A 12060-nucleotide genomic window follows, 5' to 3' on the forward strand; every position below is an offset into this window, starting at 1 on the left:
TCACCCCTACTCCGCCGGACGGCCCGGGCCGGTTCCCTGGTTCGCCGGAGCGACGTCAGCCGGAGGGCGTGCCGCCGGGCCGCCTGGCCGGTCCGTCCGCCTGCCCCGCGACGAGCGCCCCCTCGGCAGACGACGCCACGGGGGACGCCGCGGGAACCGGCTGGTCGAAGATGTCGATGTCGACCTCCTCCCCGCCGACCGTCAGCGTCTCCCAGGCTCCGCTCACCAGCAGGGTACGCAGCGTCTCGCTGCGCAGTTCGCGCAGGTGCCGGATGAGGGTCGCGTCGTCGGGCATGCCGGGAACACGTGGTGACAGGCGGTCGCGGATCTGTCGCAGGCGCTCCATCAGGGCGTCGATGTCCGCTTCCCTGTCCGGGGCGGCGCGGCCCTCCTCGATGCCCTGGACGATCGTGTCCTTGATCGCCCGGGTGACCCCCTGCTCGTCGGTGGTCACCATCGCGTTCCACGCGCGGCTCTTGTGCCGATACTGCAGCATCGACATCGCGGCCTCGTGCCGTACGAAGTCGGCGTCCCGCAACGGCCTGCCGCGCCAGTTGCGGTTGAGCGACCGGGCCAGCGAGATGGCCGACGCCAGCCCGCTGTTGAGGCCCCGCCCCGGCCAGAAGTGGATCGCGTTGGCCGCGTCCCCCAGGAGGAACCCGTACGTCCCCGGGGTGGTCGAGGTGGGGGAGTACAACCGGGCGGTGAACCGCGGCCGCTGCACCATGTCCAGCCGGAAGGCGGTGACCGCGCTCACGTCGCCGTCGGCGACGCCGAAGAGCGCGAGCCCTTCCTTCGCCCGCCTCCACAGTGCCGAACCCCTGATGAGGGCGGGCAGGAACAGCGTGTGGTGGGTCGAGCAGTGGAAGTCCCCGTCCTCGGTGCGCTCCATGAGGCAGGGACTGGAGGCGACGCACTCCTCGAACACGTGCCGGACGGGGTCGATGCCGACGACCTCCGCGGCCTCGTCGTCGGTGAGCCGCATGTTCAGGAAGCCCTCGCCGCGCAGGGAGTTCAGGAGGAACCGGTTCTGCGCCACGGTCAGCAGCACGATCGCCGGGTCCGGCAGGCTGGACTTCACCCGCAGCCCCAGCACCACGTCCTGCAGGTGCCGGCCGTCGACAGAGAAGATCGAATCGTCGGCCCGGCCGAACCTGTCGGTGAAGTGCTCGCGGGTCCGCGAGCGCCCTCCCTCGCAGATGGCGAGCACATGCTCCTTGGCCACGGCGTCCTGGCGCGCCGCGGCGTCGAATATCTCGGGCACCAGGCGGATGCGGGCGGACCTCTCGTTCGCCATCTCCAGCAGGGTGTCCTCGATGTAGGCGATTCGGATGTTCCGCGGGCCGTAGCCGCGGATCGAGTCCGGACCGGCCGGCCACATCTCGCTGTAGGACCCCTCGGTGAACAGCCGCGACTGGACGTCCTCCGGGAGGTTCAGATACTGGCGGCTCTGCACCGTCACGACCTGCTGCCGCCGGTTGTTGCCCTGCGTGGCGTTCTTCCACACGATCCGCTGCCCGTCCTCGGTCCAGCGGCCGTCGTAGATCGTGATGGCGACGCGTTGCCCCATGAGGTGGTCGAGGAGCAGGGCGAAGGCCAGCCCGACGGGCCCGCCACCGGAGACGGTGACGTGCAGGACCTGCTCCGGTTCGACGTCCGGAAACGTCCAGCGGAGCCGTTGCCGCACCGAGGTGTCCATGACCGTCTCGGAGTCGTCGAACGCCTCGAAGCGGAACGTCTCCCCTCCGATGGCGATCGTGTCTCCGGGCCGGAGCACATGCGTGGTGACGCGCCTGCCGTTGACCAGCGTCCCGTTGCTGCTGCCCCGGTCGAGCAGCACGTAGCCCTCGGGCTCGCGGCGCACCTCCGCATGGAAGCGCGAGGCCCGCTCGCTCGTGATCACCACGCTGTTGTCGCCTCTGCGACCGAAGGTGATCGGCTTGTCGTCGATCGGGAAGCGCTGACCGGCTAGGGGACCTTCATGCCCGACGATCGCAGGTGGCACCGGTCCGCCCCCTTTCCCTCGGAACCGCCAATGCGATCATTAATCGTGACACGCTTCCCGTCTGCTGCAAAGCGTTCCAGTCAGGACGGGCAATCACCCTGCGCGGGCGAGGCGGGCGACGGCGTCCCGCGGACCCGCAGAGACCCGAGAAGCCCGGGCGTGGTAACCGGCGCCTCGATCAGCCCGGCGTCGCCCGGCTCGGCGCCCTCCGGTCCGGCCCGGTCCCGTACGGCCCGGTCCTGTACGGCGCGGAGGCGCCCGATGTGCTCACCGCGTGATGAGGAACCCGTTGTGGTCGCGGGCCACCCCGCCGGCGCGGGCCGCGATCGCGAGGGCGGCCCGCCGGGCGGCGGCGGGGACCTCCGTGCCGTAGCCGCCGTCCGCCGACAGCTCGTACGTCACGTCGTCGGCGTCCCACTCGTTGACGAAGACCTCGATCGGGCTCTCGCCGCTGGTGAGCAACGTCGTGCCGGCGTCGGTCACCGACGTGACGGCGAGCCCGGGCACGTCGTCCGCGAGCAGGCCGATCACCTCGTCCACCGGGATGAGCCGCCCGCCGGTGACCTCGGCCAGGTCCTCCGGAGGCTCCTGGCACTCCGGGTGCTCCCGGCCGCCGAGCCGCTCGGCCAGCCCCCGCACGAGCAGGCTCGGCCGGGCGAAGTCGCCGCCCGCCTCGCTGTCGATGTTGCGGGCGAAGAACGCGGCACCCCAGCCCGCCGGAAGTCCCGCCCTGGCCGCCAGCTCCGGGGTCAGCTCGATCGGCCCGCGCAGCTCGACGTTCTCGCCGATCTTGAACCCGCGCCAGTACGGCCCGGCCTGCGGGTCGTGCAGCCGCACGGTCTCCAGCACGGTCGTGAGATCGGGAACGTACGGCAGCAACAGCGTCGGCCCCTTGCGCAGCCGCCGGGCCAGGAGGAAATCGGAGATGGCACCCATGCGGCCACTGTCCCGCCCACCACTTGTGATCCGCTTGGACCGTGCTGCCATGAGCACGCTGCCTGGACCGTGCCGGGTGGACCCGGCCGTGCTACCCGGTCGCCGAGCCGCGCACCTGGAGGGACGCCAGCAGGGCCGTGCTGGCCTGCGTGATCTCCTCGACCGCCCGGTCGAACGCCTCGGCGTTGTGGGCCGCCGGGGCGCGGAACCCGGAGATCTTGCGGACGTACTGCAGGGCCGCCGCCCGGATGTCCTCTTCGGTCACCTCGTCGGTGAACGGCGGGCGCAGGGTCTTGATGCTTCGGCACATGACCCCATAGTGACCCATCCGGGGTGCGGTCAGGAGCGGAAGACGGCGGCGCCGAAGTCCTCCGCCACCTTGCGCAGCATCGCGGCGAGCTCCTCGCGGTCGATCGCGTCGATGCGCTCGGCCGGTCCGGACACCGACATCGCCGCGAAGGTCCGCCCGCCGTCGTGGACGGGCACGGCCATGCAGTGCACGCCGTTCTCCTCCTCGCCCAGGTCGAGCGCGTATCCCCGGGCGCGTACCCGGTCGAGCTCCTCCATCAGGTCGCCGACCTCGGTGATCGTCCGGTCCGTACGGCGGGGCAGCCCGGTGCGCCGGAACACCGCCGCCGCGTCGTCCCGCTCGGCCAGCAGGGCCTTGCCGACGGCCGTGCTGTGCGGCAGCACGCGACGGCCGACCTCGGCGAACATCCGCAGCCTGCGCGGCGAGGGCGCCTGGGCCACGTAGACCACGTAGTCGCCCTCCAGCACGGCGAGGTTCGCGGTCTCGCCGGACAGCTCGACCAGCCTCGCGAGGTACGGCTCGGCCCACACCGCGAGCATCCGCTCGGCGACGCCGCCGATGCGCACCAGCGCGCCGCCGAGCGCGTAGCGCCGGTCGGACTCCTGCCGAACGTATCCACGGGCCAGCAGCGTCTGTAACAGCCGGTGGATCGTCCCGTACGGCAGGCCGGTCGTGGCAGCGATCTCCGACAGGCCGGCCTGGCCGCCGTGCTCGGACAGTGCTTCGAGCACGTCCAGCGCCCGGTCGACGCTCTGCACGCTCACCGCGTCCTCCTCCTCCGCATCGGGGACCGTCCCAGGATGCCGGGTTCTCGGTCGTGTCCGGCACATCAAGCCCTGTCAGACACTCCCCAGCCCTCGCAGCGAGGCGTCGAGCACCTCGGCCGTGTGCGCGACCCGGATCTCCCCCTTGCCCGCCCTCCGTACGGCGGCCGCGATCTGCATGGTGCATCCCGGGTTGGCCGACACCAGCACGTCGGCGCCGGCGGCGAGCACGCGCTCGGCCTTGCGGTCGCCCAGCTGCCGGGCCGCCTCGGGCCGGAAGAGGTTGTAGGTGCCCGCGGACCCGCAGCAGATCGCGGACTCCTCGATCTCCCGCAGCTGCAGCCCCGGGATCGCGCGCAGCAGTTCGCGCGGCTGGGCGCGCACGCCCTGGGCGTGGGCCAGGTGACAGGCGTCGTGGTAGGCGACCGTGACCGGCAGCGGACGGCGCTCGGCGACGGGACCCAGCTCGACCAGGAACTCCGCCAGGTCGCGGGTCCGCAGCGCCTCGGCGCGGGCCGCCCAGCCGGGCTCGTCCGCCAGCACCTCGGCGTAGTCCTTCATGCTCGACCCGCAGCCCGCCGCGTTGACCACCACCGTGTCCACGCCGGCCCGCTCGAAGGCGGCGATCGTTCGGCGGGCGAACCTCCGTGCCTCGGCCTCCCGGCCCGAGTGCAGCGACAGCGCCCCGCAGCAGCCCTGCCGGGGCGGGATCACCACGTCGCAGCCCTCCAGCGCGAGCACCCGGGCCGTCGCCGCGTTGACCTGGGGGAAGAACTCGCCCTGCACGCAACCGGTGAGCAGCCCGACCCGCGCCCTGCGCCGCCGCCTCGCCCGCACCAGCGGCGGCAGCCGTACGGGCCGGGGGACGCGAGGGGCCAGTTCGGCCATCGCGCCGAGCGAGGGATTCACCCGCTCCAGGAACGGCTGGAGGCGCCTGCTCAACCGCATCGGCAGCCGCATGGCCCGCAGCCTTCGCCGGTAGGGGAACAACGCGAACACCAGGGCCCGGATCGCGCGCTCGTCCGGGCGGCGCACGTGCTCGCGCTCGACGACCGCCCGGGTCTGCTCGATCAGCCGGTCGTACCGCACGCCGGAGGGGCACGCGGTGACGCAGGCCATGCAGCCGAGGCAGGCGTCGAAGTGGCCCGCCATCGCGTCGGTGACAGGGGTGCCCTCGGCGTGCTGCCCCATCAGGTGGATGCGCCCGCGCGGGGAGTCCATCTCCTCGCCCCACAGCACGTACGTCGGGCAGGTGGGCAGGCAGAACCCGCAGTGCACGCAGTCTCTGATCAGTTCGGGATCCATCTCAGATGCCTCCCACGAAGCGGCCGGGGGACAGCCGGCGACCGGGGTCGAAGCGCTCCTTGACCCGGCGCATCAGCGGCAGCGCGCCGACATGCCCCCACCGGTCGAGGCGGCGCGCGGTCTCCCAGGGCGCGGCCGGCACCACGACCCGGCCGCCCGGGACACTCTCCAGATCGTCGCGCAGCACGCCCACGAACCCGGCGACCTCGCCGGGAAGGCCGCGGACGCTCACGTGCAGCGCTCCGGCGGCGAGCGAGCCGCGCATCGCCGGGCGCACGTCCGCGGCGCGGGCCGCGCGGAACGGGCCGACGAAGACCTCGGCCAGAGCCGAGGGACTGATCCTGACCTCCAGCAGGGTGTCCCCGCTGCCCACGGCCCGGCCCCCGGCGTCGCGCGGCCCGTCCGGTCCCGGAGGCTCGGGCAGGCGCCCCCACCAGGGCGGCGGCTCCTCGGCCACCTCCGCCGTCTCGCCCATCAGCGGGCACAGGGCCTTGGCGCGCTCGGCCGCGGCGGCGCCCTCCACCAGGACCGCGACCGTGCAGGGGCCGTCCACGTCGGGCCAGTCCACCTCCACCGCGCTCGGCTCCAGCGGCGACTCGGTGACCGCCGCGACCACCGTGCGCAGGGACGCCGCCATGTCTGTGGACGTGGTGTTCCACGTCCTGCCCTCGTACGCGCAGGGCTCGGCGGTCTCGGTCACCGGGCGCTCGACGGTCGCCGTCACCCAGGCGCGCGCGGCGGGCACCGGATGGAGGCGGAACGTCGCGTCAGCGATGATCCCGAGCGTGCCGTACGAGCCGGTGAACAGCTTGCCGAGGTCGTACCCGGCGACGTTCTTGACGACCTTCCCGCCCGACCTGGCGATCGTGCCGTCGGCGAGCACGACCGTGACGCCGATGAGCAGGTCGCGGGCCGTGCCGTACCGGAACCTGCGCGGCCCGGCGATCCCGGTGGCGAGCAGCCCGCCGACCGTGGTGCCGGGCACGGGCACGTCGAGCGCGAGCTCCTGGTTCTCCCCGGCGAGGGTGTCCGCCAGCGCCTCCAGGGTCACCCCGGCCTGCGCCCGCACGACCAGGTCGCCCGCCGTGTGCTCCAGCACCCGGTTCATGCGGGACAGGTCGACGAGCACGTCGCAGCGTTCGGGCCGGGCGCCCCAGTGCAGCTTGGTCCGGCCGCCGGTCGCGACGGCGGCCAGGTCGTGCGCGGCGCACGCCCGCATGACGGCCGCGATCTCCTCGGCCGACCCGGGCAGCGCCACCAGGCGCGGGCGCACGCCCGCGACCTCGTCTACGTCGCCCGCCGCGCGGATCTCCACGCCCGTCGCGGCCAGCGCGTTCTCGGCGGCGTCCATCAGAACTGCTCCGCCAGGCCGGCCTCCACCAGCGGGTGCGCACCCCTGCGCACTCCCGGCGCCTCCCCGCACAGCCGCGGGGTGGGGAAGACCTTGCCGGGGTTGGCCAGGCCCTCCGGGTCGAACGCGCACCGCAGGAGCTGCATGGTGTCGAGGTCGTCCTCGGTGAACATCCGGGGCATGTAGCGGGCCTTGTCCACGCCGACGCCGTGCTCCCCGGTGATCGACCCGCCGTGCTCGACGCACAGGTCGAGGATGCGCCCGCTGACGGCCTCGGCGCGCTCGGCCTCGCCGGGCACGGAGTCGTCGAACAGCACGAGGGGATGGAGGTTGCCGTCGCCGGCGTGGAAGACGTTGGCCACCCGGATCCCGTACTCCTCCTGCAGCCGGTCGATCCCCGCGAGCACGCGCGGCAGCGCGGTCCGCGGCACCACGCCGTCCTGCACGATGTACGCCGGGCTGATCCGGCCCACGGCGGCGAACGCCGACTTGCGGCCCTTCCAGATGGCCGCCCGTTCCTCGGCGGAGGCGGCCACCCGGATCTCGAAGGCGCCGCTGTCACGGCACAGCCGTTCCACGGCGGCGAACTGGTGCTCGACCTCCGCGCGCGGCCCGTCCAGCTCGACCACGAGTACGGCTCCCGCCCCGGCGGGGTAACCGCAGTGCACTGCGGCCTCGGCCGCCTCGATCGCCAGCGCGTCCATCATCTCGATCGCGGCCGGGACCACGCCCGCCGCGATGATCGCCGACACCGCGCGGCCGCCGGCCTCGATGCCCGTGAAGGCGGCGAGCAGGGTCGTGACCGCCTCGGGCGCCCGCGACAGCCGTACGGTGATCCTGGTGGCGATGCCGAGCGTGCCCTCCGAGCCGATGAACGCGCCGAGCAGGTCGTAGCCGGGATCGTCGGCGGACAGCTCCACGATCTCCCCGTCCGGTGTCACGATCTCGGCGGCCAGGACGTGGTTGACCGTGAAGCCGTACTTGAGGCAGTGCGCGCCGCCCGAGTTCTCCGCCACGTTGCCGCCGATGGAGCAGACCTGCTGGCTGGAGGGGTCGGGGGCGTAGTAGTACCCCTGGTCGCGGACCGCCTCGGTGATCGCCAGGTTCGTCACCCCCGGCTCCACCACGGCCCGGCGGTTCGGGATGTCGATCTCGACGATCCGCCGCATGCGGGAGGTGACGATCAGCACGCCGTCCGTGCGGGGCAGGGCGCCGCCGGACAGGCCGGTGCCCGACCCCCGGGCGACGAAGGGCACGCCGTGCTCACCGCACAGCCGCACCACCGCGGCGACCTGCTCGGCCGTCCCGGGCAGCACGACCACGCCGGGGGTCGCCCGGTGGTGGGTCAGCCCGTCGCACTCGTAGGTGCGCAGCCGTACGGGATCGGTGATGACGGCGTCCGGCGGGAGCACGGCGGCAAGGCGCTCCGTCAGCCGTTCGAGCTCGGGCATCGGCCTCCCCTCATCCGCTCACGGCATGCGCGCGTACGCGGGAAGCGTGAGGAACTCCGCGAAGTCGTCGTCAAGGGCGACCTCCTTGAACAGGGCCGTGGCCTGCGCGTAGAGCTTCTCGTCGTAGCCCGGCTCGGCGGCGATGCGGGCCAGCTCCTCCTCGATGATCCGCTCGACGAGCTCCCGTGTCACCACCGCGCCGGTGTCGGCCAGCGTGATGTCGTTGTGGATCCACTGCCAGACCTGCGAACGGGAGATCTCGGCCGTCGCCGCGTCCTCCATCAGGTTGTGGATCGCCGCGGCGCCGTTGCCGCCCATCCAGGCCGCCAGGTAGCGCAGGCCGACGTCCACGTTGTTGCGCAGCCCGGCCTCGGTGATCTCGCCGGGGGTCTTGGACACCGAGAGCAGGTCCTCGGCCGTGACGTTGACGTCCTCGCGCAGCCGGTCGAGCTGGTTGGGCCGGTCGCCGAGCACGCCGTCGAAGACCTCGCGGCAGATCGGCACGAGGTCGGGGTGGGCCACCCAGGAGCCGTCGAAGCCGTCGCCGGACTCGCGTGTCTTGTCGGCCCGGACCTTCTCCAGCGCGACCTTGTTGACCTCGGGGTCGCGGCGGGAGGGGATGAAGGCCGCCATGCCGCCGATCGCGTGCGCGCCGCGCTTGTGGCAGGTGCGCACCAGCAGCTCGGTGTAGGCCCGCATGAACGGCGCGGTCATCGTCACCGCGTTGCGCTCGGGCAGCAGGAACTCCCGCCCCCGGGTGCGGAACTTCTTGATGACGCTGAACAGGTAGTCCCAGCGGCCGGCGTTGAGGCCCGCGGAGTGCTCGCGCAGCTCGTAGAGGATCTCCTCCATCTCGAACGCGGCGGGGTAGGTCTCGATCAGCACGGTCGCCCGGATCGTCCCGCGCGGGACGCCGAGCAGCTCCTGGGCGCGGACGAACACGTCGTTCCAGAGCCGCGCCTCCAGGTGCGACTCCATCTTCGGCAGGTAGAAGTACGGCCCGCGGCCCTTGTCGATCTGCCGCCGCGCGCAGTGGAAGAAGTAGAGCCCGAAGTCGAGCAGCGACCCGGACATCTCGGAGCCGTCCACCAGGATGTGCTTTTCCGGCAGGTGCCAGCCGCGCGGGCGGACCACGATCGTGGCCAGCTCCTCGTCCGGCCGCAGCGCGTACGTCTTGCCGCCGGAGGAGAAGTCGATCGTCCGGTCGAGGGCGTCGCGCAGGTTGAGCTGCCCGTTCACCGTGTTCTCCCAGGTCGGGGAGTTGGCGTCCTCGAAGTCGGCCAGCCAGACCTTGGCGCCGGAGTTGAGGGCGTTGATCGTCATCTTGCGGTCGACCGGACCGGTGATCTCGACCCTGCGGTCCTCCAGCCCCGGCGCGGGCGGGGCGACCCGCCACTCGGACTCGCGGACCTGGGCGGTCCCGGGGAGGAAGTCGAGCATGCCGCCCGCGGACAGCTCCTCCTGCCGCGCCTGCCGGGCGGCGAGCAGCTCCCTTCGCCTGGGGTCGAACTCGCGCTGCAAGGTGGCCACGAAGCCGAGGGCCTCGGGGGTGAGGATCTCGTCGAACCGGTCCAGCAGAGGGCCCTTGACCTCGACGTCTTCCGTCATTTTCCACCTTCCGGAAAAATAGTTCTGAATCGTGGAATCGACGCTACTTCAGGGGAGGGCCGGGGGTCAACGCGGCGGCTCGTCGGGGACGGCTCAGGGGATGCTGAGGGACTTCCCTGATGGGAGGCGGCGTACGCATCCCCGAAGATCGAGGACATGAGATACAAGCCGATGGCAGTCGCGGGGGCCGTCCTGGGGATGAGCCTCGCCGTCGCCGCCTGCGACGTACGGCTCGACTTCGACGGGCAGCAGGCCGTGCAGTCCTACGACGTGACGGACAAGGTGACCGTCATCGACACCCGTACGGGATCGGGCGACGTCGTGGTGAACGAGAGCGACAGGTCCGGCGTCCACGTCACCGAGACCCTGCACTGGCGTGGGGACAAGCCCGCGGACGGCCACTCCGTCGCCGGGGACACCCTCACGCTCTCCTACAAGTGCGGCGACTGCTCGGTGGACTACAAGGTGGAGGTGCCGCGCGGCCTCACCGTGAAGATCGACACCGGCTCGGGGGACATCACGCTGCGGAACCTGAGCGGGCAGGTCAACGCCTCCACCGGGTCGGGCGACGTCGACGCGCGCGGGCTCGCCGCCACCCAGGTCGGCACCCGCACGGGGTCGGGGGACATCACGCTCCGGTTCACCGTCGTCCCCGACCAGGTGCAGGCGGTGACGGGGTCGGGCGACGGCCGGCTCTGGGTGCCGGACGGCGCCTACGACATCGACGCGTCCACCGGGAGCGGCGATCGCAGGATCGAGCTGGCGGACGACGACTCGGCGCCGCACGCGATCACGATCAGGACCGGATCGGGCGACGCCGAGCTGCACAAGCTGTGATTCCCGGCGCTACCGGGGCCGTCCGCGGTGCCTCGTCCCGCGGGCGAGGGGCGGCCCGGGGCCGGGGAGCGCCTCAGGCGAGCACGGGCTGGTTGGAACGGAAGACGCCGGCGGGGTCGCGGCGGCGCTTGATCTCACGCAGCCGGGCCAGGGTGTCCGCGTCGAACGCGGAGGCGGCCTTCTCGTCGCCGTGCAGATAGGTGAAGGGTTTGCGGCCGGTCGTGTGCGGCGCCATCGCCCGGGCGATCTCCGCCAGCCGCGCGGCGACGGCCCGGCCGCCCTCCGGAGACATGACCGGCCCGATCATGCCCAGCAGGTACGGCTCCGCGACGGGCGCGGCCGCACCGCCGCCCTCGACGGGCCCGCTCAGCGCGCCGCCCAGGTGGCGCACCTGCACCGTGGCCAGGGGAGCGATGCCGCCCACGGCCGCGAGGAGATCGCCGGCCACGTCCGCGCCGAGCCCGGTCAGCAGTTCGCCGCGGCCGGCGCCGGGCACCGGCTGCGTCGGCTCGGCGCAGATGCCGCCCAGGGCGTCCGGCGCCATCGGGGTGCGGGTGTCGAGGATCACGCCGGGGATGTCCTCGAATCGCCGTAGCAGGCCGCGTCCCTCCTCCTCCCCGCCCAGGAACGTCGAGTCCACCGCGACCGCGGCGAGACCGCGCAGCGGCTCGGGGACCTGGGGCACCGGGGGGAACTTCACCATCGTGAACCAGGCGGTCAGCTCCACGGGCGCGGTACCGGTGACCTCCCGGAAGGCGGCGAGCACCTCGGGCGCCCGCTCCGCGGGCCACAGCATGCGCCCGCCGTACAGCAGGGGCGCCGGGTGCAGGTCCAGCTCCATCGCCGTCACCAGGGCGAAGTCGCCTCCGCCGCCGCGCAGCGCCCAGAACAGGTCCGGGTCGGAGTCCGCCGTCACCCGGGCCTCCACGCCGTCGGCGTCCACCACCTCGAAGGCCCGTACGGCGCCGGCCGCCCAGCCGTGCCTGCGGGCGAACCAGCCGAGCCCGCCGCCGAGCGTGTAGCCGGTGACGCTGACGACGGGAGAGCTGCCGGGCAGTCCGGTCAGCCCGTGCTTGGCGGCCGCGGTCAGCAGCTCACCCCACTGCACGCCGGCCTCGACCCTGGCGGTCCGCTGCTCCGGCCGCACCTCGACGCCGCGAAGCCGCCCGGTGCGCACCAGGATCGTCCCGTCGAGACGGGCCGACGCGCCGTGCCCGCTCGGCTGCGCGGCCACGGCGAGACCGGCGAGGCTCGCGTAACGGACAACGGCGGCCGCGTCCGCCGCGTCCTCGATCTCCACGACCGCCCGCACGCGCTGGTCCACCGCCCGGTTCCAGGGCAGCCGGGCCGCCTCGAAGGCGTCGTCGCCGGGCACGAGCACCCGCCCGCGCACCGTCCGCCGCAGATCGGTTTCCACAGTCGACACTATTTCCTCCCGCTTCACGCTCTCTGATCGCTCCACATCCTGATGCAGGCGGTTTGCGGTGGATTAG

The 12060-nt window shown here is 72.9% G+C and carries 10 protein-coding genes; 1 reads left to right on the forward strand and 9 read right to left on the reverse strand.

The features are described 5' to 3' along the window. Nucleotides 1-55 precede the first annotated feature (55 nt). The 8 genes from ACWEQG_RS01350 to aceB all read right to left on the reverse strand — a co-directional run bounded on the left by ACWEQG_RS01350 (nucleotide 56) and on the right by aceB (nucleotide 9730). Nucleotides 56-2005 (reverse strand): FHA domain-containing protein, encoded by a 1950-nt coding sequence (locus ACWEQG_RS01350; RefSeq protein ID WP_452280669.1) that lies wholly within the window; start codon nucleotides 2003-2005, stop codon nucleotides 56-58. 267 nt (nucleotides 2006-2272) lie between these two features. Beyond that, complete coding sequence (locus ACWEQG_RS01355) at nucleotides 2273-2941, reverse strand: hypothetical protein (protein ID WP_452280671.1); 669 nt, start codon at nucleotides 2939-2941, stop codon at nucleotides 2273-2275. A 91-nt stretch (nucleotides 2942-3032) separates the two neighbouring features. Next, the gene (locus ACWEQG_RS01360; RefSeq protein ID WP_452280673.1) at nucleotides 3033-3251 is read right to left on the reverse strand and encodes a DUF2277 domain-containing protein; all 219 of its coding nucleotides are present in this window, start codon (nucleotides 3249-3251) and stop codon (nucleotides 3033-3035) included. Nucleotides 3252-3280: 29 nt separating this feature from the next. Then, nucleotides 3281-4015, reverse strand: a complete 735-nt coding sequence (locus ACWEQG_RS01365) for an IclR family transcriptional regulator (protein ID WP_452280675.1) — start codon at nucleotides 4013-4015, stop codon at nucleotides 3281-3283. 75 nt (nucleotides 4016-4090) lie between these two features. Beyond that, the gene (locus ACWEQG_RS01370; protein WP_452280677.1) at nucleotides 4091-5320 is read right to left on the reverse strand and encodes a (Fe-S)-binding protein; all 1230 of its coding nucleotides are present in this window, start codon (nucleotides 5318-5320) and stop codon (nucleotides 4091-4093) included. A gap of 1 nt (nucleotide 5321) precedes the next feature. Further along, complete coding sequence (locus ACWEQG_RS01375; RefSeq protein WP_452280679.1) at nucleotides 5322-6671, reverse strand: FAD-binding oxidoreductase; 1350 nt, start codon at nucleotides 6669-6671, stop codon at nucleotides 5322-5324. Further along, on the reverse strand, nucleotides 6671-8122 hold the full coding sequence (locus ACWEQG_RS01380; protein WP_452280681.1) for an FAD-linked oxidase C-terminal domain-containing protein: 1452 nt from the start codon (nucleotides 8120-8122) through the stop codon (nucleotides 6671-6673). Before ACWEQG_RS01380 ends, ACWEQG_RS01375 begins: the two co-directional genes overlap by 1 nt. Nucleotides 8123-8140: 18 nt before the next feature. Further along, nucleotides 8141-9730, reverse strand: a complete 1590-nt coding sequence (gene aceB / locus ACWEQG_RS01385; protein ID WP_452280683.1) for a malate synthase A — start codon at nucleotides 9728-9730, stop codon at nucleotides 8141-8143. A 156-nt stretch (nucleotides 9731-9886) separates the two neighbouring features. Between aceB and ACWEQG_RS01390 the strand changes: the two genes are divergently transcribed. After that, complete coding sequence (locus tag ACWEQG_RS01390; protein ID WP_452280684.1) at nucleotides 9887-10567, forward strand: DUF4097 family beta strand repeat-containing protein; 681 nt, start codon at nucleotides 9887-9889, stop codon at nucleotides 10565-10567. A gap of 73 nt (nucleotides 10568-10640) precedes the next feature. On the opposite strand, the gene ACWEQG_RS01395 is transcribed toward ACWEQG_RS01390, so the two are convergent. Next, nucleotides 10641-11984 (reverse strand): FAD-binding oxidoreductase, encoded by a 1344-nt coding sequence (locus tag ACWEQG_RS01395; RefSeq protein WP_452280686.1) that lies wholly within the window; start codon nucleotides 11982-11984, stop codon nucleotides 10641-10643. Between the last annotated feature and the right edge of the window lie 76 nt (nucleotides 11985-12060).

It is taken from the genome of Microbispora sp. NPDC004025 (assembly GCF_053604425.1).

What these genes read in the sequence shown, in the direction of transcription:
- ACWEQG_RS01380 (WP_452280681.1), bottom strand. Translation starts at nt 8,122, where the DNA reads ATGCCCGAGCTCGAACGGCTGACGGAGCGCCTTGCCGCCGTGCTCCCG.
- aceB (WP_452280683.1), bottom strand. Translation starts at nt 9,730, where the DNA reads ATGACGGAAGACGTCGAGGTCAAGGGCCCTCTGCTGGACCGGTTCGAC.
- ACWEQG_RS01390 (WP_452280684.1), top strand. Translation starts at nt 9,887, where the DNA reads ATGAGATACAAGCCGATGGCAGTCGCGGGGGCCGTCCTGGGGATGAGC.
- ACWEQG_RS01360 (WP_452280673.1), bottom strand. Translation starts at nt 3,251, where the DNA reads ATGTGCCGAAGCATCAAGACCCTGCGCCCGCCGTTCACCGACGAGGTG.
- ACWEQG_RS01370 (WP_452280677.1), bottom strand. Translation starts at nt 5,320, where the DNA reads ATGGATCCCGAACTGATCAGAGACTGCGTGCACTGCGGGTTCTGCCTG.
- ACWEQG_RS01375 (WP_452280679.1), bottom strand. Translation starts at nt 6,671, where the DNA reads ATGGACGCCGCCGAGAACGCGCTGGCCGCGACGGGCGTGGAGATCCGC.
- ACWEQG_RS01355 (WP_452280671.1), bottom strand. Translation starts at nt 2,941, where the DNA reads ATGGGTGCCATCTCCGATTTCCTCCTGGCCCGGCGGCTGCGCAAGGGG.